The following is a 20,710-nucleotide window of genomic DNA, read 5'->3' as shown; positions in this document are numbered from 1 at the left end:
ATTTATGATTTATGGCTGTTTGATTTGCTTAGGAAATTACTTTTTGGACTATGAAAATATTTATTTTTAAAATAAAGTTTAATATAACCAGTTGTTATACTTAATATAATTTGAGTTGCTGTGTGCAAGGGGTGGGATAAACTGGTGTTGCTCGATAACACCAGTTTCATATTATTATTTAGTTATTTTAACGCCATTTTGCGTACCAATTAGCACAACATCTGCGCCGCGAGCCGCGAATAGACCATTTGTTACTACGCCCACTAAACCATTGATCGCCAGCTCTAGTGCTTTTGGATCCGTGATCTGCATGTTATACACATCCAGAATAATATTGCCGTTATCAGTCACAACACCTTCACGGTAAACGGGATCACCGCCAAGTTTCACTAATTCACGTCCCACGTAAGAGCGTGCCATTGGGATAACTTCAACAGGGAGGGGGAAATCGCCGAGCACATCGACATTTTTGGTATCATCAATAATGCACACGAATTTTTTTGCTACTGCAGCCACGATCTTTTCACGTGTTAGCGCTGCGCCACCGCCTTTGATCATATTGTTGTTGCCATCAATTTCGTCGGCCCCATCAACATAGATATCAAGTAGCGCTACAGAGTTTAAATCTAATACTTCAATACCCAGTGCTTCTAAGCGCTTAGTTGATGCAATAGAGCTTGAAACTACGCCTTTAATGTCTTCGCGAATAGTACCTAGTGCATCAATAAAATGATTAACGGTTGAACCGGTACCTACACCAATGATGCTATCCTTTTCAACATATTCTAATGCTGCCCAGCCTGCTGCTTTCTTTAATTCATCTTGAGTCATGTTATATCCATTATTATTGAGTGGCTTGATACTGTGTTCGGCTTGTATTGCGGCTCTGATTATATACTTAAATTCCTCTAATATGCCAATGACGTATGGTTAAGAAAATGCCAATGTTCTTGATGGTGTAATGATTTCTTTAATTGGCATATCCCAAGGGGCGATAGGTAAGTTGTCGTGTTGTTGGCAATCGTGTGCTAAACCCAATACGTAGGGAGGTTGCTGGCCTTGACGTACAAACTGATGTTGGGAAAAAGTGCGATCGTAATAACCGCCGCCCATACCCAAACGGTTACCAGCTAGATCAAAAGCCACTAACGGACTGCACACCAGATCTAAATCGAGATAAGGGATCACTTGGCTAACATCCAGCTGGGGTTCGTGAATGCCGTATTTATTTTTGATTAATCGGGTATTAGCCGTTAGCCGAGTAAACAGTAATTGTTTGTGGCTAAATGGATGTAAAATCGGGATGTATACTTGTTTGCCTTGTTGCCAACACCAGTTAATCACGGCCTGGGTATCGAGTTCACCATCATTGTGTAAATAGATGGCAATATGCTGGGCGTGTTGAATATGTGGGTGCTGACGAAATTGGCTAAGTAGATCAATACCAGCTTGTTGCTGTTGCTGCGTTGAAAGCTGCTGACGGCGCCGGCGTATTTGTTGTCTTATTTCAGTTCGGGTAGTGGCAATCGGTGAGGTTAAATCAGACATAACAAGATTCCATACTGGTTAAAATCGGTAATGGATACTTTCGGTAATAGATTGCTGTTAACAGAAGAAGAGGGCCCCAGGGTGCGGCTACAAGGTTTAGTCCTGAACCAGAAGGTTCAGGTTGGCTATTCAAGCTGCTGCGTCAGGCTTCTCAGTACGAGCTGAGCTTGCACAATGGCAACAGGAATGAAAGCCTGTAAAGTGTGATTATCGGCTCAGGGACATAACCCGCATACCAATCACCCCAGGGTTATTTGGTTATACTGCAGATGGTGTTTCGTCAATTTTATTATTGACTTTATTATCAACTAAAGCGCGTTCAATGGTTTCTTGTAACAGTTGAATGCGATCATCTACGGTATTTGTATATTCTTTTGTTTTTTGACGTTCTTGGCGAAGTTCATGACAAAAATTTAATGCAGCCATTACAGCTAAATGCTCTAAATTTTTGATATTCGTCTTCGCTTGTATTTCATCTAACTTAGTATTCAGTATCGCCGCTGTTTTATGAAGTTCATCAACTTCTTCACTCGGACTACCGACTTTAAAGTGGCGACCCAATATTGAAATGTCAACCGCAATTGTGCTCATGGCAATACTCTAAGTTATCTGGCTACAAGGGCTATATCAAGCGCCTTGGCTGATACGTCTGAACTGACTATATCTCGCAATAGTAAGCATTGCAAGAGGTTATGGGATTGAAATTTTAAGTTCCGGATCGAGATTAATCAAGTTGCCCATAAATCCAACAGCTTAGTCTTAGTTTTATGTATTGGTTTGGATTAATCGCTATAAAATACGGGGATTTACAGGTCAAAAGTAGATAAAAAAATTAACTATTTTACTCTAATTTACGCGGTAATTTGACCGCTATCACAGCATTGTGTAGCGGTCGTAAATAACACCTAAGTATAGTACTCGATCTGTTACGCGCCAGTTGTATTTGTCGCTAAAATCGGTTTAGGCAATGGGGTGTTTAATTCTTGTTCAGCTTTTCCTTGCGCAGCTAAACGTTTATTTTTCGCTTCGACTTTTGCTAGCCACAATAAAGGCAGAATAATAAAGGCGGTACCAATCGCCATTCCGATATCTGGAATTTCATCGAACCAGATAAGACCCACGACCACGGCTCCGATTAAACCACTGTATTCGGCACTGGCAATTTTGCTGGCGTCACCAGAACGATAGGCCACCACACAAAATCCCGCATAGATAAGGATAAACGAGGTAGAACCTGCCGCTGTTAATAATGGGGCGAAATCCCACGGTTGGCCTTCCCATACTGCCAAGCCTAATGATGCAGGCATACCGACTAAATTGGTTAATAGTAGCGTTTGGAACACAGTTTGGTGTTTTGGTAATTTTCGGATCAATAAATTATTCGCAGCGAGGGTAAATGCCACCACGATTGCCGCTGTTGCAGCCCAATCAATTTCGGTTGGGCGGATCACAATTAATACCCCAATAAAGCCTAATATAGCCGCTGTAATAGAATGCATGGTCAGTTTTTCTTGAAACCATAACATCGCCATTGGCAACATGATGAGTGGCGCGGCATAAAAGATCGCATTTGCGGTGGCCAACGGCATGGCACTGATGGCATAAACCATGAATATTGCGCCAAGCAACCAAATATGACCACGTACCGCATGCCATTTTAGTCCATCAATCAAACTCTCTCTGCTGCTTTTTAAACAAAATGGGATAAGCAGCAGTACGGCTGTCAGTTGTCGGAAAAACACAAATTGATACACGGCTGTATCGTCCGATAATGTCTTAATTAAGGCATCAGAAAAAACGGCAACAATGTTACCAATAATGAGCAAGATCATTGCTAAACCGACAGACATTTTAGGCATGGTGAATTCCAACTATAAAAATATAAAATAATAAAAAGCTAAGTAGCAACATAAACAGCAAACAAGGCTGGTTAGTTGAAAGATAAAAATGTGATGTGGCTAGCATATTCCAAAAGCTGTGATGAAGTATAATGATAAATATATTTTTAGTATGAGCTGAGCTAATAATGAAACTTCCCCCGTTACGTGCGTTGCAATGTTTTGAAGCAGTTGCCCGTTTTAACAGTTTTTCCAAAGCGGCCGAACAACTTAATATTACTCAAAGTGCGGTCAGTCATCAGGTACGTCAGTTAGAAGAATATCTGGGGGAATCGATGTTTAATCGTAAAGGACGAACCTTGTCACTGACTGATATGGGCGAGCGCTATTACGAAGAAATTAGTCAATCATTAGCGAATATCTCTACTGCCAGTCAGCAGCTCCGAGAAGGTAAGTCGGGCAAGATCCGGTTAGCCTTATACAGCTCGCTAGCGGTAAAGTGGCTGATCCCACGGTTAGATAACTTACGCCAGCAATATCCCGAGATTGAACTGTCATTAAACATGGTGGCAGATGAACCTGATTGCAGCGATCAAGTGGCGGATTGTTTTATTACCGTGAACCCACCGAAGCGTAATTTTGTCAGTCAGTTTTTATATGCAGAGCGTTTATATCCGGTGTGCGGAAAAAAACTTTGGCAACAGATCCAAGATCAACCTTTACCTGATGCCTTGTGGCAACATCCCTTGTTGTCGGTGCAATCGGTATATCCCGATGATGAACTGGGTGAAGACTGGCAGCGTTGGTGTGAGTTAGGTGGTTTTACGCTGCCGGCAGAGGCGAAAATGAACTATTTTAGTCATATGTTAATGGCGGCTGAAGCGGCACGTTATGATCAAGGGATTACCTTGCTTAATCATTACTTAATGAATGATCAAGACCGGCAGCATAATCTTGTGCGGCTCCCCATGCACGAGATCTTAACCGGAGATAATTTCTATTTTGTGTATAAAAAATCGCGCGCCAAGCAAACTGATATTTTGAAACTAGGCCGCTGGCTCGAACTGCAATGCTATGATCAAGAACAGTAGAACGAAGCTAACGCAGTTGCAGCCGCTTAAAAGTGGTTAAGGACTGGGCAACGAGAGAGAGGCATTCGTTTGGCTATGGTCTTGATCTGGGTTAATATAGCCCTCATTATTCTAAATACATTAATCTATTGGTAAGGTCCTCGCATGGATAAAGTTAAACTTCCTCTTTTTGCTGACGTAAACGCGCAGCTACAACAAAGTGATTTATTAGTGAACCCTGCCGATGTGCACGGCGTGATCTGTGGTTTGTTATGTGGTGGTATCAAGCTAGACAACAAAGCCTGGTTAGCACCGTTTGATGAGTTAATTAACGAAGGCCTTGGTATCCCTGATTCAGTGGCGTCAGTATTAACTGAGGTTTATAAGGCTAGCGCAGCAGCATTAGAAGACATGACGTTAGGTTTTGAATTGTTGATCCCAGATATGGATCAACCATTAGAAACACGCATGGAAGCATTAGCCGAATGGCTGCAAGGTTTCCTTGGTGGTTTTGGCATGGTGCATTCAGCATCAACGAAAGCCAGCGATGAAGTGAAAGAATTGATTACTGACTTTGCGAGTATTGCGCAACTGGACGTAGATGGTGGAGATGATAGCAACGAAGCAGAAGAAGCATTTTACGAGATCGTAGAATACGTGCGTATGGGCGCAACTTATTGCTTTAACGAATTAAGTGATGGCGATACTAACGCAGCACCTGTGCTACATTAATATTGCTATACGTGAAAAGATAACGGTATGAATTATCCCGTTATCTGTTCAAAAGATGATTTATCGCAAGCGTATCTAAAAGGATACTTGTTATAACAAAGATTATGGCGAGGCTAGGTACTGTTTGTCGTTGTAGCTAGATAGATAGGACAAGGAATGTTTTATGTCTTTAATAAACAAATTAACAGCCAAGTTAGGCAGTAAGCCGAGTGCCGCTGTAACACCTATAGTGTTGCCTGAAGCAGCGTTTACTCGCGAACAGCATGTGCAACGTAATACCCAGTTCAGCCAAACTTACCATGCCTATACGGACCCACAACAAGCGTTTGAATTTTGTCGTGCACAAGCCGATGAAGGTGTGGTGACGGCCTTGTATTTATTAGCATTACAGTATGAGCAAGGTGATGGTCAGCAAACTTATTTGCGCCAAGCGATAAGCTGTTATCAACGTGCTGCCGATTGTCAGCACCCTGAGTCACTGTTTAATTTGGCATTGCTACAATTACAAGGGCAGCTGGGTAAGCCGAATGCTGTGCTGGCGTTCAGTTATTTTGAGCAAGCAGCAAAATTAGGCTTGGTACAGGCGCAGTATAATTTGGCCAGTATGCTGGATCAGGGCTCGGGTTGTTTTAAAGATCATATCGCTGCATTTGATTGGTACAACAAAGCAGCTGAACAAGGTTATACCCAAGCATGGCAGAACATTGCGGTCATGTATTATCGCGGAGAAGGTGTTGAACCCGATAAATTAAAGGCGTATGCGTGGACATTATTAGCGGCTAAAGCCGGTGTTGAAGAAGCGATCGCCGCAGAACCAGAGATGACACAAGCGTTAAACTCAACCGAAATACTGGTGGGTAAAGCGCTGTTTGATCACTTACAACAAGGCTTTTTAGCTTATTTACCAATCGAAACCAGATTCGAAGGATAGCTGCTAATGCTGTCATAAAGCGTTAAGTCTTATCATTCGAATTGTTTGTGCTGTTGGTTTTTGTATCGTGTCATCGTTTTTTAATTTCAATAACTTGTTAGGATCAAAATGTCAGTGGTTGAATATGATATTGCAATTGTTGGTGCCGGTATGGTCGGTGCGACACTTGCACACGCCGTAAGCCAAATAAAACGCGAAGATGGCCGTCAATTATCGATAGCCTTAATTGATGCTAATCCACCAACTACCAGTAATCATCCTGGTTTTGATGCGCGTGTGATTGCATTATCTTACGGTTCACAAAAGATCTTAACCCAATTCAATTTGTGGAATAAGATCGCACCGACCGCAACGGCCATTAAGCATATTCATGTGTCTGATCGTGGCCACTGGGGGATCACCCGTCTCGATCACAGTGAATACAATTTGCCTGCATTAGGGCAAGTGATCGAACTGCAAACCGCAGGGCATATATTCCAACAAGATCTTGCCGAGATTAAGAACATCAATTGGTACTGCCCCAATCAGTTAGTCAGCCTGGATCGTCAAGTGAGTTATACCGATCTTATTCTCGATGACGGCCAGAAAATACGCTGTAAACTATTGGTCGGTGCCGATGGTAACAATTCAATGGTACGCCAGTTAACCAATGTACCCATTGAAGTGACCGACTTTGAACAAACCGCGATCATTGCCAATGTGAGTTTGAGCCAACCCCATGAAGGTAAAGCTTTCGAGCGTTTTACTGACACGGGACCGTTGGCACTGCTACCGATGACAGAGCAACGCAGTTCGTTAGTCTGGTCAGTGCGCAGTGACGAAGTCGATACGATCATGTCCTTGAGTGATGATGCATTCTTATCTCGTTTACAGCAGCGTTTTGGCTATCGCTTAGGGAAGCTCACCAAAGTCGGCCAACGTTTTTCATACCCGTTGTTATTAACAGAAGCGCTAGAGCCAACCCAACATCGTAGTGTTGTGATTGGTAACGCTGCGCATGCATTACACCCCATTGCGGGTCAAGGTTATAACCTTGGACTACGTGATGTTGCAGTATTGCATCACCAAATTGAACAAGCATTTGCAAGCGACCAAGACATCGGTGCTCAAGCAGTGACGAAAGGTTACTGGCACAAGCGTCAAGGCGATCACCAAACCACTATTTGGATGACAACCTCATTAGCGACGCTCTTTGCTAACAATTATGCACCGCTGGTGGCAGGGCGTAATTTAGCGCTACATACCATGGGTTACAAACCTGAATATAAACGCGCATTAGCACGTCAAGCACTTGGCGCATTCAAGTTATTTTAAAAGATTCGGATTAGGAAGTTATATGCAATCTTATGATATTGCGGTTGTTGGCGGTGGCATGGTTGGTCTTGCTTTTGCTGCTGCATTGAAGGAAACCACGCTTAAGATCGTGGTTATCGAAGGTAATGAACTTAATCGAGAATTAGGTGAATCACCTGAATTACGCGTGAGTGCGCTAAGCCGCGCAAGCCAAAACATATTACAAAATTTAGATGCATGGGCGGGTATCGAAAGTCGCCGCCATCAAGCGTATAACGCCATGCAAGTTTGGGATCGTAACGGTTTTGGCCAGATCAACTTTGACGGCGATGCACTAATGACAGACACATTAGGTCATTTAGTTGAAAACAAAGTGATCCAATTAGCACTGCTAGAGCAAATTGAAAAAGCCAGCAACATTACCTTATTAACGGGTACTCGTATTCGTAAACTTAGTCGTGCTAACGATGCAGCTTGGTTAACCTTAGAAGATCAAGATCCTGTGTATGCGAAGCTGATTGTGGGTGCTGATGGCGCCAACTCATGGACGCGTGCACAAGTGAATATTCCGCTGACGACATGGGATTATAATCACCATGCCATTGTCGCTAATATTCGCACTGTTGAACCGCATCAATCCTGCGCCCGTCAGATCTTCAACCCAGAAGGGCCGTTAGCGTTTTTACCGTTATGGCAACCGGATCTGTGTTCGATCGTCTGGTCACTACCGCCAGAGCGTGCCACTGAATTGTTAGCAATGGACGAAACCGAATTCAACAAACAACTGACAGTGGCGTTTGATGGCCGTTTAGGGCTGTGCAAAGTTGAAGGTCAACGTCAGGCATTCCCACTTAAAATGCGTTATGCCCGTAGTTTTGCTGCCGAGCGAGTCGCATTAATTGGTGACGCTGCGCATACTATTCATCCATTAGCAGGGCAGGGTGTTAACCTTGGTTTGTTAGACGCGGCAAGTTTGGCGCAATGTGTATTAGAAAATCATCGCGCGAACAAAGATATTGGCACCCATGCCCATTTGCGTAAATTTGAACGCTGGCGTAAAGCCGAAGCGGCAGTGATGATCTCGAGCATGGAAGGGTTAAAGCGTTTGTTTAGTGGTGGTCATCCGGCGAAACGTATTTTCCGTGATATTGGTCTAACCTTATCCAATACATTACCTGGGCTAAAGCAAAGCTTCATTAAACGTGCCATGGGGTTAGATGGTGAGTTGCCTGAGCTGGCTAAATTAGAGCACAATAGCTAAGCCAATCACACATAATCGTTAAATAGTGCAATTAATCAACCTTGCACCATAATGTTAACGATGAGCATAACTAATGTAAACGTCCTGTTTGCATTAGTTATTATAATGCTAAAGCCGTTCCTACCCAAGATCTACACAGTTTAATCATTGTTAATATAGCTCGAAGTTAGTAAAACAAGCTGCTTTGATTGGTTTTTTTGTGATCTATGACGTCATTATTCCCCGCGAATAACTTTTTCCTCTATTAAAGTGTTAGCCTTATGCGCATTATCATTTGATTAACCATTAGATTTTCTATTCCTTAAATAATTTTAACGAATGCTTTCTAAGGGTATAATTGAATTATTATCATGTAATAGGTTTTACATGACGCTTTAATATAAAAGCAAGAAAGCAATTTTACTTGATCCCAAAGTCTTGATTAATAACTGTCAATTAAAGGAATTATAGAATGGCTCAACAAACAGTACTGTTCCCGAAGCACGTAGAAGCAGGGGCAAAAATGGTGGACTTTCATGGTTGGGATATGCCAATCAATTACGGTTCCCAGATTGCTGAACATAATGCTGTACGCGAAGATGCGGGTATGTTCGATGTGTCACACATGACCATCGTTGATATCAAAGGCGCTGACGCTAAGTCGTTCTTACGTTATTTACTTGCCAATGACGTGGCAAAATTAACTGTTTCTGGTAAAGCTCTATATACCGGAATGTTACAACAAGATGGTGGGGTTATTGATGACCTTATCGTTTACTTCTTCAATGATGAATACTACCGTTTAGTGGTGAATTCAGCGACTCGTGTTAAAGATTTAGCATGGATCAACAAACAAGCTGCAGAATTTTCTGTAGACGTTACTGAATTACCTGAACTGTCTATGATTGCAGTACAGGGCCCGAAAGCCAAAGAAAAAGCCGCTACTGTATTTACTGCTGAGCAAAACGCCGCAGTGGAAGGCATGAAGCCATTCTTTGGTGTACAAGCGGGTAGTTTGTTTATTGCTACAACGGGTTATACCGGTGAAGCAGGTTATGAGATTGTCGTACCACAAGATGAAGCTTGCGATTTATGGCAGAAACTTGTGGACGCAGGGGTTCAACCAGCAGGTCTAGGCGCACGTGACACACTACGTCTAGAAGCAGGCATGAACCTTTATGGTTTAGATATGGATGAAACTGTATCGCCGCTAGCCGCTAACATGGGCTGGACGATTGCTTGGGAACCACAAGAACGTGACTTTATCGGTCGCGCAGCGCTAACTGCTCAAAAAGCAGAAGGCACTGACAAACTTGTTGGTTTAGTACTTGAAGCGAAAGGTGTATTACGTACTGGTCAAAAAGTCGTATTCACTAACGCAGCAGGCGAAGCATGTGAAGGCGTTATCACCAGTGGTAGCTTCTCACCAACACTTGGTTTTAGTATTGCATTTGCACGTGTTCCAGCATCAATCGGTGAAACGGCTGAAGTTGAAATGCGTAAAAAACTTATTACTGTTGCAGTAACTAAACCAGCGTTTGTTCGTAATGGTAAAAAACTAGTTTAGTGCTACGTTTGATTTAACTGAAAATTGTATGACGTCAGCTGAGTTGCAGATTTTTATTTCGAAAGAATAGTAATAATTCTGCTTATAAATAATCGCAATTCAGTGTCTACAGCGTTACCAAATAAAAACATAATCATTTAAGTAAAAGACAAAAGGAAGTTTCAACAATGAGTAATATCCCAGCTGAATTAAAATTTGCACCTTCACACGAATGGGTTCGTAACGAAGGTGACGGTACTTATACTGTCGGTATTTCTGACCATGCTCAAGGCCTTCTAGGTGACATGGTATTCATTGATTTACCCGATGTTGGCGACGACGTTGAAGCTGGCGAAGATTGCGCAGTAGGCGAGTCTGTTAAAGCCGCATCAGATATCTACGCACCAATCAGTGGTGAAATTGTAGCAATCAATGAAGAATTAGAAGATTCTCCAGAGTTAGTAAACTCAGATGCATTCGGCGAAGGCTGGTTGTTCCGAGTTAAAGCTTCTGACGAAAGCGAACTCGCCGCGCTGTTAGACGCTGACGGTTATGCTGAGTCAATCGAAGACTAATTTGTTGTTGAAACCCTGAGCTTGCCTCGGGGTTTTTTTTAGTGTTAAAACGCTAATTGCTATTTTTTAAAGTATTAGTTTAAGTTTGTTAAACACTAATTTAATTTTGTTATTTGTTAAAAGTATAAATACAGGGAATTGCATGAAAACCCATACCCCACTTGCCCAGTTAGAGCAGATTGATAATTTCGCCCGTCGCCACATCGGTCCTTGCGAAACAGAAACTAAAGAAATGCTAGCGAAAGTTGGCGCAGACTCTTTAGAAGACCTTATTCAACAAACAGTACCAAGCTCGATCTTATTGGCAGAAGACATTGTTGCTGGCCATCAGTTATCTGAAGTTGCAGCACTGCAAGAATTAAAAGCCATCGCAGCCAAAAACACAGTCAATAAAAGCTACATTGGTATGGGCTATTACGGTACGAATGTGCCGAATGTTATCCTACGTAACGTATTCGAAAATCCAGGCTGGTACACGGCATACACGCCTTACCAACCAGAGATTGCACAAGGTCGTTTAGAAGCACTTCTTAACTTCCAAACCATGACTTGTGACCTAACAGGCATGGATTTAGCAAGCGCATCTTTACTTGACGAAGCAACAGCAGCCGCTGAAGCAATGGCAATGTGTAAGCGTGTTTCTAAAAACAAAAAATGTGATAACTTCTTTATCGCCGACAGCGTACACCCACAAGTAGCTGACGTGATGATCGAACGTGCAGAGCACTTCGGTTTCACTGTCATTCAAGGCCCTGCAGAAACAGCGCCTGAGCATGACTTGTTTGGTGCGGTACTACAGTACCCAGGTACAGACGGTGATGTAACAGACATCAGCGATATTATTGCGGCTATCCAAGCTAAAAAAGGTGTTGTTGCAGTGGGTTCTGATCTACTTGCTCTTACACGCATTAAGTCACCTGCAGAGCTAGGTGCTGACATGGCGTTTGGTAGTTCACAACGCTTTGGTGTACCAATGGGTTATGGCGGTCCACACGCTGCATTCTTCGCAAGCTGTGACAAACATAAGCGTTCTATGCCGGGTCGTATCATTGGTGTTTCTAAAGACACTCATGGTAAACCTGCACTGCGTATGGCAATGCAAACGCGCGAGCAACACATCCGCCGCGAAAAAGCTAACTCAAACATTTGTACTGCACAGGTATTACTAGCGAACATGGCTGGTTTCTACGCAACGTATCACGGTCCAGAAGGCCTTAAAGATATTGCTAAGCGTGTACACCGTTTCACTGATTTATTAGCCGCTGGTCTTGTTAAAGGCGGTTTAAGCCTGACTAACAATACCTGGTTCGATACAATCACAGTACAGTTAGACAACGATCAGTTAGATAACAAAGAGAAAGTGGTTACTCGTGCATTAGCAGCGGGCATTAACTTCCGTCTTGACGCTGAACATGAAGTTGGTATCAGCTTAGATGAAACAATCACGCAAGCAGACCTAGCGACATTATTCGACGTACTATTGGGCGATGACCATGGTATCTCGGTTGATGCGCTAGAAGCTGAACTAGCAGCAACTGGTAGCACGTCTATCCCAGCTGAACTTGAGCGTGAATCAGCATTCCTAACACACCCAGTATTTAATACGCACCATTCTGAAACAGAAATGCTGCGTTATATTAAATCTCTGGAAAATAAAGATTTAGCCCTTAACCATTCAATGATTTCATTAGGTTCTTGTACCATGAAACTGAATGCGGTTGCCGAAATGATCCCAGTAACATGGCCTGAATTTAGCAACATGCACCCGTTCTGCCCAGCAGATCAAGCGGTTGGTTATAAAGTGATGATTGACCTGTTAGAAGACTGGTTAGTTAGCATCACAGGTTACGATTCAATTTGTATGCAGCCTAACTCGGGTGCTCAAGGTGAATACGCAGGTCTATTAGCGATTCACAAATACCATGAGTCACGTGGCGAATCACATCGTAACATCTGTCTGATCCCTAGCTCTGCGCACGGTACTAACCCTGCATCAGCGCAAATGGCGGGTCTGAAAGTCGTCGTTACTAAGTGTGATGTAAACGGTAACGTTGACGTTGCTGACTTACGTGAAAAAGCGGAAGAGCTAAAAGACAATCTTTCTTGCATCATGATCACGTACCCATCGACACACGGTGTATACGAAGAAACGATTAAAGAAATCTGTGGCATCATTCATGACAACGGCGGCCAAGTTTATATGGACGGCGCGAACATGAACGCACAGGTTGCATTAACATCACCGGGCTCTATGGGTTCTGATGTTTCTCACCTTAACTTACACAAAACATTCGCTATTCCACACGGTGGCGGTGGTCCAGGTATGGGTCCTATCGGCGTTAAAGCGCACTTGGCACCTTTTGTTGCTGGTCACGCGGTTGCTGACACAGGTAAAGAAAGCCGTAACAACGGTGCGGTATCTGCTGCACAGTTCGGTAGCGCAAGTATCTTGCCGATTACGTGGATGTACATCAACATGCTAGGTACAGCAGGTCTGAAACGTTCTACACAGACAGCTATTTTAAACGCTAACTATCTGGCTCAAAACTTAGACCCACTGTTCCCAGTACTTTATAAAGGCCGTAATGATCGCGTAGCGCACGAGTGCATCGTTGATTTACGCCCACTTAAAGAAACAACGGGTATTACCGAGTCTGATGTTGCTAAACGTTTAATGGATTATGGTTTCCACTCGCCAACAATGAGCTTCCCAGTTGCGGGTACGCTAATGATTGAGCCGACTGAATCAGAATCTAAAGCTGAACTAGATCGCTTCATCGAAGCAATGACCAGCATCCGTGCCGAGATTGCAAAAGTTGAATCGGGTGAGTGGACTGCAGAACAAAGCCCACTCCATAACGCACCACACACACTAGCCGATATTGTTGACGCTAACTGGGAGCGTGCTTATGACCGTGAAACTGCGGTTTACCCTGCATCTTACGTGAAGAAAGACAAGTTCTGGCCTACAGTAAACCGCATCGATGATGTGTATGGCGACCGTAACTTATTCTGCTCATGCCCACCCGTTGAATCGTATAACGATTAATTTTGGTTAATTTAGCGTGTTAAAACGTTAAAGACATGAAGTGATAAGAGCGAATCCTGCGAAAGTAGGGCTCGCTTTTTTATTGGATGATGAAAGAGCATTAGGGGCGGGGGGAGTTGAAGCCCAAAACACCACTGGATGTAATTACAGTGGTAAATTTTTGTAATCGGTAGCCCTATCCATATGTATCCAGTACGACCCATCCTATGCCGCCAAAGTGCCGCCGTTAAATATTTACTAGAGGGGATTGATTTGGAAATCGAAAGTCATGTTTTTGAAATGTTAACTTTAAGTTGCTCTTGTAATTTATTCAATTAATCCCAAGGTATATATTAATCATACTACTAAAGAGGTGTTAAGATGATTGAATCTATTATCAGAGCTATCAATAATAATGAAGAGATTTCATTTGTTTATAGTGGCTTACCAAGAGTTGCTCAGCCTTGTGCGGTGGGTATATCAAGAGCAGGTAATGAAATACTAAGGTGTTTCCAGACGGAAGGTGGTCATATAACACCTGGTCACGAATGGGACTTATGTACTGTAGCAAAAATATCGAATTTAGAACTTACAGGAAAGCAATTCCAAGTAATCCCTCACGGTTATAAACAAGGTGACAGAGGTATGCGCAGGATTTACGCCCAGCTTTAACATTGTAGTGGTACAGTGAATTTGGCCTCCTCGTTGGAGGCTTTTTATTCTGAGAGAAATTCAGCTATATGCGGTCTATTGAATGTAATGACTCTAATGCGCAGCTAAGACCGCTCCCGATTAAAAAGTCATGTTATGCAGGCGTTACTTGATATAATAGATGTTTCAGGCTTACTTTTAGTTGAAACATTGATTCCCCAATTTAGTGCAAAATCATCCCTCCATTTTTAGCCTGTTATAGTTTAATTAACATGTATAAATAAGCGATTTAATGAGGATCTTAAGTGAGTATGCTTTTGGTTCTGCGTGTTACATACAATATGTTAAATAGGGTCTGAATTGATGAAATTTAGTTAGTGGGATTATCTTACTGTATGTTGAATCTATATAGGGTTAAGTAGTTCGCTAGATTGACCTCGCGAACTACTTACTTATTTAGATTTCACATAACATGCGTTATACGCAGTTGTGTAAGTTCAAATTTTCACCGTGTGATTATATCTTTAGGTTGTAAATGTGACTGGATCATATATGATAGATTTATATTCATTTATGATTGGGGTTTGATTTGATTTCTGTAGATATTAAAGAGTCAACGTTTAAGCGTTTAGAGGGATTTGCCATTGGATTTGATACTCCAGATACTGCAATTAATCGCTTGCTAGATCAAGTTGAGAATAAGGCAAATAAGAAACCAGTGTTGAAGTTCTTCCCAAATGATGAGGAGTATTTTTTAAAATTATTAGTGCAAGACAAGAGTGCTGAGGTTGTTCTTTATCATTCAAATGGGAGAAGGAAAATAATTCAATGGAATGCAAAAAAAATTACTGATAAATCTAACCTTAGAGGTAATTTATGGTCAGGGTTTCTAAGGGGATGGGAGGGTAAGGGAATTGTTTCTGCTGAGTTTTCTATTTACCCAAAGGTAAGCGATGATTATAAAGTGATTGATAGTCAAAGGGATAGTTATCTAGTAGATAAGCTGAGTTTAACTTTTAGGGAAGCTAGGAGATTAGAAGGTTTTTATGAAATGGTTAGGTATGTTGATAGCACAACAGGTTGTTCAGAAAGGTATTCAATAAAATTTTATGATGGTTACGATTTGGAGATTTCGAGGGAAATCGAAGGATTGGATAGCAATAGTGAAATTTGGATACCTATTCTTGAACCTGGTTATCATAATCTCGATTGCCTCGACGAGGTGTGCCATAAAACGGTGGTTATAAATTGATCCATTTACCATCTTCTTTTGTCGAAAATGGCTTGGTATATTGATCCACCATCTTGTTAGAACTAGTGGTGAAATCGTCCCTGAACGCCCTATTGAACATAAAGACTCTAATGCGCAGAGCCAAAAATACACCCGATTAAAATGTCCTATTAAAGCCTTATTTCTTACAGTTTAATCCTTTAAATTCCTTATATACCACCAAGATGATTTTGCACTATCTTGGTGAATCTATGATTCAGAGTACATCTAATACGAACGTCTATTTTCTATAATATGTTTAATAGAGGTGTTATATCATATTTGGAAATGGGGGAGCTGAAGCCCTATTTTACGCAGTCACTCTGCCGTCGTTTTCCATTAATGGTCAAGTGATAAATTATTAAGGATGTATTAATAAGTTATTACTTTAGTAATACTTGGGCGTTGTATCATAGTTAACTAAGGTAAATTAGAATTTATATTGTTGTTGACTAAAAAAGTAATATTATCAGTCCAGTACGGGGTCTGTTAATGATTAACAGGACTTAAAAAATAAATTACAGGAATGCACATTTTCTCAAAGTAGGTTTTAATGTCAGATTGGCGTTTTATCTATTTTTCACCTGATTAGTCACTATTGACTAGGGTGAACAGATTTGGGGAGTTGAGCTGTCCTACTTTATAAATGTCAGGCATCAAAAGGAATCTGAGAATTGAGTGATAACAAATCAATTGAAGTAGCATCGAACACCGTTCGGAGAATGTGGGAAAAGCACGGAATCAAAGAACCAATGAGGTTTCTCGGTTTCTGCTTAAGTATGTTGCCAATACCTGTAATTCAACAAGCAGGGTTAGCATTAGATCGTCATCTAGGAGATAAAGCTTTTGAGGCTCAGTTGGAAGAGCTCTGGTCAGCAATTTCAACGGCTAATGACCTCGTTAGTAAAGTATCTACACTCGAAGAAGCAATACAAGAGATTGCTAAAACTATTGAAGCGTCCCCAACTCTTGAAGCCAAAACTAGCGAATTTATTGCTTCACTTGGTAGTAACCAAAAAGAGTTCTCTGTATTAACCGAAAATCAAAGTTATCAAGAATTACGCAGTAGCATAGTACATGCTGACATCTCTAATTTTGTAGCAATAGGTGGAAGTACTAATGTAATCCAAAATTCAACGGTTAACTCTGAAAGAACACATTTGCATGCAACTGACAATAGTAAAAACTTTGTAGATGGAACTACCTTTCAAGGTTCGGGTGGGGCGGTATCGATGCGAAAAATAACTACTCAGGGACAAATATCTGTGCAAGGAAGTGGCATTGGTTTTGGTGGTGAGGGTGGTATTGGCTTTGGTGGTGGAAGCTCTATCAGCTTTGGCGGTAACTCTAATGAAGTTTCGGGTAATTGCCCAAGTTGTAATGAACTACTCCGAATGGATAAGCGAGAGTTGCATAAATATATACATGTTCAATGTCATAAGTGTAAATCAACTTTTCCATTTAAATTACCAAATGCCTAACAAAGCAAATCACCGGACACATTGCGGCTGTGTTTGCGGCGTTAACGTGTCGCCAATCTACCGCCATATATTTTCTTTTTATGGCGGATAATTACCTGATTCATTAACCTTTTCCCCATTCTGGTAAAGGGGCGCGCAACCCCGAAATAAATTATTATATTTGAATAAGAGGAGATTTAAGTTTGAGTAATGAGAAGATACTTTGGGTTATTTTAATTTGGTTGGTTATTTTTGGTGTTACTGATAATGGGTTAGTTACAAACGTATGTATTTTATTAGTTATGTTGGCTTTTTTTATTTGGAAAAGTGTTAATAGAAAGCGATACGAAAAAGGATGCGATGCAGAAAAGTTAAAGCGTATTGAGAAAATAATGAAAGAGCCTAAAGGCATTGAGAGTAGTGGTTATGAAGAGAGAGTTCGTCGTAATTTACTGTTTATTTCATGCCTAGCACTAACTTTTACAACTTTTGATATTCAGATTAATCCAGAATCAAGATTTTTTGGTGGGCTGCAATTTATAAATCTAACGTCTGAGGTTGTATACAGCATACTGTTAGTTATTGTCTTATATGAGTTTTTAAATTACGCCTTTAATGTGAAAATTCAATTTTTACATTGGAGAGTTCGTCTTACTGGAATATCTCATGATGAGGTCAGAGGTAATGAAGGTGGGATGTTTGGGAGTGATGAAGCTCTATATGATCATTCTGGGAAAGATGAAAATTCTAACCTTTATCTTTGGATGTTTGAAACTAAAAAGAGAAGAGATTCTATTATAAATAATATTGAATCTACATCCGAGGCTCTTAAAAAACACATTGATCTATCTGGCGATAATGCAAATCTAAATGCTTTAACTCAAGCTATCAATACGTATGAGAAGAGTGTTACTGATTTCAGTAATCATCTACATCATATAAGAATCGACGCTTCAATTTTACGTTTTGATCAATGGTTCAAATTATTAATTGTTAGCCAGAATTTACGATGGTTGTTCTTCGACCTAATTGTTCCTTTTGCATTAAGCGCTTATGCTATATGGTCGTTAATTGAAATTGTTTCATTTACTTAGGGATTTCTAGACCCCGAAATGCACTTGTCGATAGGCAATTGGGTAGCAGATTAATAGCGATATGCCCGACATTAATACAAAGTAACCCATGCAACGCCAAAGAATAGCAAACATCTGGTCTGTGGTTAGGTGTACGCCCCGTTTAAAAGTGTCTCTTAGGTGTAGCCGCTGTAGTTAACGCGATTAAAATCAGATTGGGCATGATGACGTCTAGCAATAGGTAGGTTCCATTTGTTGTGGGGTATGCGGTAAGACTAGCAAGAAAATTAGTTTAGGCATCAAGGCTGATTACTTTGATATTAAGTTGTGAGTTAGTTTACTGCTATTAGTATTAAAGCGTGATTTTCATCTGTTCGGCTGTTAAATCTCGATTAAAATATCATGCGTGTTCACCAAGAAAATTGTCGATTTGTACATTTTTAAATATCCTCTCTGTAAGAGAAATAGTTATGTTTATTCTTTATGCTGATAATTCATTTCTATATATTAACTATTATATACCTTTTATTTTAATGTGTTAGAATTTGAGTTCTCTGAATTCGATCTGTTTTTTGTTTTTGTATTAGAGGTTTTAGTTGCCAGATATTCTTGAATTAGACGTAGAGGAATTGGTTCGAAGATCAACGCAAGGTGCTACAAGCCCTTGGATTAGTCGCTTGTCGGATGATAATACTTACTACATTAAAGGTGTCCAAGCTCTCCATAAAGGGCTGATCATTGAGTATCTTTGTGCTCAATTAGGGCGTTCGCTGGGTATACCGATTCCAAGCACAACTATTGCTTATCTCGATATGAATTTACTCCGTTATAATTCAGAAGCGAAGAAAGATTTTGGTGAGGAAAGCTGTTATGTTTTTGCCTCTCAAGAAGTTAAGAGCCTAACTGAGCTTAAGGTTATTGATTTAGAGTCTATGAATCCACAGGTTGCTAAATTATTATTCTTTTTTGATTATTTAATCCAAAATGAAGATCGTATGCTTACTGAAAATGGAGGTAATCCGAATTTATTTATTAACCCAATAAATTCTGATATGACAGTATTTGATCATAATTTAGCGTTCGATGTAAATTATGATTTTGAAAATAATAAGAATTTTCATGCATGTCGAGAATTTTGGTATGAGGCTCAGTTAGAACTCAATTTTAAACATGAGATGTTAGAGCAATTGCCGATTGCTATAGCTGAACTTGCTGAGTATGCTAAAGGTATACCACAAGAGTGGTTAGATAGTTGCGATGGACTATTAAACGAAATTTTTACTAAGCTTAATTTATATAAAACAGCACTTTTCTGGGAGGCATTACAATGAGTATGAGTTGTTTATACGCAATAGTCAGGTTTGCCCCTTATGCAGAAACAAGTGAGTTTGCTAATGTAGGCATTGTGCTTTGCGTTCCACAAACGGGTTTTATTGGTTTTAAATTAGCTCCTCCAAGATTTAAAAGAGTAAGTCAATTTTTTGATGATCTAGATAATAAACTTTTTAGTGCCACAAGAAATAATATAGAAAAAGAACTCTGTCGATTACAAGAATATGCTCATAAAGTAAGTGAACGACAGTTAGCTGATGTTTTTATTGAACTTATCAGAGAGCGAGAAAGTATTATTCGCTTTGGAGAAGTTCGCAGCGCTTTGCTTAAAGGTGATCCCCAGGAATTTATTGAAAAACTCTATAAGCAATTTATTGGAAGAGATTTTCTGACTAAAGAATATCGAGAAAATGTAATGGTTAAAGATATTCGGAATAGCTTGAGGCAAAAAGGTGTTCCAAAGTTTAAAGAAGATAAAATAGCCAATGAGTTGTTTGAGGCTACTTTCCCTTTAGTTAATAGAGATAATTCACCTAAAATTATTAAACCTTTGGCATTCCAACAATCAACGACAACAAAGATCATTGAGCATGGTGAGCTTTGGCACTGGAAAGTAAAAAGATTAATTAAGACTGGTAGTTTAGATGAAAAAAATGTTTTATTACCTTTTGAAGAACCTAAGTGTGGAACTGAAAAACTGAAAAGGGCTTACCAAGAAGTTGTAACTGGCTTTAAAGAATTAAATGTTCAAGTTTGTGATTTTAAAGATAAAAATGAATTAATGAAATTCGCGACTCGTGATCTTAGTCCTGATAAGTTTAAACTAATCTAGAATACTTTTAACTGTTAAATATCTCCCATTTTGAATTGGGAGGTATTATTTTCATAGATATCGTAATTCTTAATCTAGTTGTATCATTGTATTTCTTTTAACGGATTCAACCTAACTGCATCCTCTCAATACTCTGGTGTAAAATATGAATATTTCATCGCATCAACAATTGATGCGTGTCCAAGTATTCGCTGCAGCACCAGAATATTCCCGCCATTAATCATAAAGTGATTCGCAAACGTGTGCCTTAACACATGGCTCATTTGCCCTTTGGGTAATTTAAATCCTGCT

19 protein-coding genes and 1 other RNA gene are annotated in these 20,710 nt (G+C 40.5%); 14 read left to right on the top strand and 6 right to left on the bottom strand.

What is annotated here, in order from left to right; translation table 11 throughout:
* Positions 1 to 174: 174 nt before the first annotated feature.
* The 5 genes from rpiA to HWV01_RS18020 all read right to left on the bottom strand — a co-directional run bounded on the left by rpiA (position 175) and on the right by HWV01_RS18020 (position 3,407).
* Entirely contained in the window at positions 175 to 831 is a 657-nt protein-coding gene (rpiA, locus tag HWV01_RS18040; protein ID WP_211672853.1) for a ribose-5-phosphate isomerase RpiA, read from the bottom strand.
* Between the two features lie 99 nt (positions 832 to 930).
* A complete protein-coding gene (locus HWV01_RS18035; protein ID WP_211672852.1) occupies positions 931 to 1,548 on the bottom strand; it encodes a 5-formyltetrahydrofolate cyclo-ligase in 618 nt (205 codons plus the stop codon).
* 69 nt (positions 1,549 to 1,617) lie between these two features.
* A non-coding RNA gene (gene ssrS, locus HWV01_RS18030) (6S RNA) lies at positions 1,618 to 1,802 on the bottom strand.
* 4 nt (positions 1,803 to 1,806) lie between these two features.
* Entirely contained in the window at positions 1,807 to 2,139 is a 333-nt protein-coding gene (gene zapA / locus HWV01_RS18025; protein WP_211672851.1) for a cell division protein ZapA, read from the bottom strand.
* Between the two features lie 335 nt (positions 2,140 to 2,474).
* On the bottom strand, positions 2,475 to 3,407 hold the full coding sequence (locus HWV01_RS18020) for a DMT family transporter (RefSeq protein WP_211672850.1): 933 nt from the start codon (positions 3,405 to 3,407) through the stop codon (positions 2,475 to 2,477).
* A 167-nt stretch (positions 3,408 to 3,574) separates the two neighbouring features.
* On the opposite strand from HWV01_RS18020, the gene HWV01_RS18015 reads away from it, so the two are divergent.
* From HWV01_RS18015 to HWV01_RS17950, 14 genes are all read left to right on the top strand, one after another.
* Positions 3,575 to 4,477, top strand: coding sequence for a LysR family transcriptional regulator (locus HWV01_RS18015; RefSeq protein WP_211672849.1), 903 nt, complete (start codon positions 3,575 to 3,577; stop codon positions 4,475 to 4,477).
* A gap of 144 nt (positions 4,478 to 4,621) precedes the next feature.
* Positions 4,622 to 5,188, top strand: a complete 567-nt coding sequence (locus HWV01_RS18010; RefSeq protein ID WP_211672848.1) for a UPF0149 family protein — start codon at positions 4,622 to 4,624, stop codon at positions 5,186 to 5,188.
* 163 nt (positions 5,189 to 5,351) lie between these two features.
* Positions 5,352 to 6,119: a tetratricopeptide repeat protein gene (locus tag HWV01_RS18005; protein WP_211672847.1), complete on the top strand. Its 768-nt coding sequence runs from the start codon at positions 5,352 to 5,354 to the stop codon at positions 6,117 to 6,119.
* 108 nt (positions 6,120 to 6,227) lie between these two features.
* A complete protein-coding gene (ubiH, locus tag HWV01_RS18000; protein ID WP_211672846.1) occupies positions 6,228 to 7,433 on the top strand; it encodes a 2-octaprenyl-6-methoxyphenyl hydroxylase in 1,206 nt (401 codons plus the stop codon).
* Positions 7,434 to 7,455: 22 nt separating this feature from the next.
* Positions 7,456 to 8,673 (top strand): FAD-dependent 2-octaprenylphenol hydroxylase, encoded by a 1,218-nt coding sequence (locus tag HWV01_RS17995; RefSeq protein WP_211672845.1) that lies wholly within the window; start codon positions 7,456 to 7,458, stop codon positions 8,671 to 8,673.
* A gap of 451 nt (positions 8,674 to 9,124) precedes the next feature.
* Positions 9,125 to 10,219: a glycine cleavage system aminomethyltransferase GcvT gene (gene gcvT, locus HWV01_RS17990; RefSeq protein ID WP_211672844.1), complete on the top strand. Its 1,095-nt coding sequence runs from the start codon at positions 9,125 to 9,127 to the stop codon at positions 10,217 to 10,219.
* 167 nt (positions 10,220 to 10,386) lie between these two features.
* A complete protein-coding gene (gene gcvH, locus HWV01_RS17985) occupies positions 10,387 to 10,773 on the top strand; it encodes a glycine cleavage system protein GcvH (RefSeq protein ID WP_211672843.1) in 387 nt (128 codons plus the stop codon).
* Between the two features lie 142 nt (positions 10,774 to 10,915).
* Entirely contained in the window at positions 10,916 to 13,822 is a 2,907-nt protein-coding gene (gene gcvP, locus HWV01_RS17980) for an aminomethyl-transferring glycine dehydrogenase (protein ID WP_211672842.1), read from the top strand.
* A 360-nt stretch (positions 13,823 to 14,182) separates the two neighbouring features.
* A complete protein-coding gene (locus HWV01_RS17975; RefSeq protein WP_211672841.1) occupies positions 14,183 to 14,473 on the top strand; it encodes a hypothetical protein in 291 nt (96 codons plus the stop codon).
* Positions 14,474 to 15,041: 568 nt separating this feature from the next.
* Positions 15,042 to 15,704, top strand: coding sequence for a hypothetical protein (locus HWV01_RS17970; RefSeq protein ID WP_211672840.1), 663 nt, complete (start codon positions 15,042 to 15,044; stop codon positions 15,702 to 15,704).
* A 770-nt stretch (positions 15,705 to 16,474) separates the two neighbouring features.
* Positions 16,475 to 17,203, top strand: a complete 729-nt coding sequence (locus tag HWV01_RS17965) for a hypothetical protein (protein ID WP_211672839.1) — start codon at positions 16,475 to 16,477, stop codon at positions 17,201 to 17,203.
* A gap of 182 nt (positions 17,204 to 17,385) precedes the next feature.
* The gene (locus HWV01_RS17960) at positions 17,386 to 18,276 is read left to right on the top strand and encodes a hypothetical protein (protein WP_211672838.1); all 891 of its coding nucleotides are present in this window, start codon (positions 17,386 to 17,388) and stop codon (positions 18,274 to 18,276) included.
* Between the two features lie 575 nt (positions 18,277 to 18,851).
* Positions 18,852 to 19,586, top strand: coding sequence for a HipA family kinase (locus HWV01_RS17955; RefSeq protein ID WP_211672837.1), 735 nt, complete (start codon positions 18,852 to 18,854; stop codon positions 19,584 to 19,586).
* Positions 19,583 to 20,419: a DUF3037 domain-containing protein gene (locus HWV01_RS17950; protein ID WP_211672836.1), complete on the top strand. Its 837-nt coding sequence runs from the start codon at positions 19,583 to 19,585 to the stop codon at positions 20,417 to 20,419. Before HWV01_RS17955 ends, HWV01_RS17950 begins: the two co-directional genes overlap by 4 nt.
* 125 nt (positions 20,420 to 20,544) lie before the next feature.
* Here the strand turns inward: HWV01_RS17950 and HWV01_RS17945 are convergent, their stop codons facing one another.
* A complete protein-coding gene (locus HWV01_RS17945; RefSeq protein ID WP_211672835.1) occupies positions 20,545 to 20,682 on the bottom strand; it encodes a tyrosine-type recombinase/integrase in 138 nt (45 codons plus the stop codon).
* Positions 20,683 to 20,710: the final 28 nt, after the last annotated feature.

The organism is Moritella sp. 5 (assembly GCF_018219455.1).
Taxonomy (GTDB): Bacteria; Pseudomonadota; Gammaproteobacteria; order Enterobacterales; family Moritellaceae; genus Moritella.
Note: the sequence above shows the minus strand (reverse complement) of the source record. Positions and strands in the feature narration are given on the sequence as shown.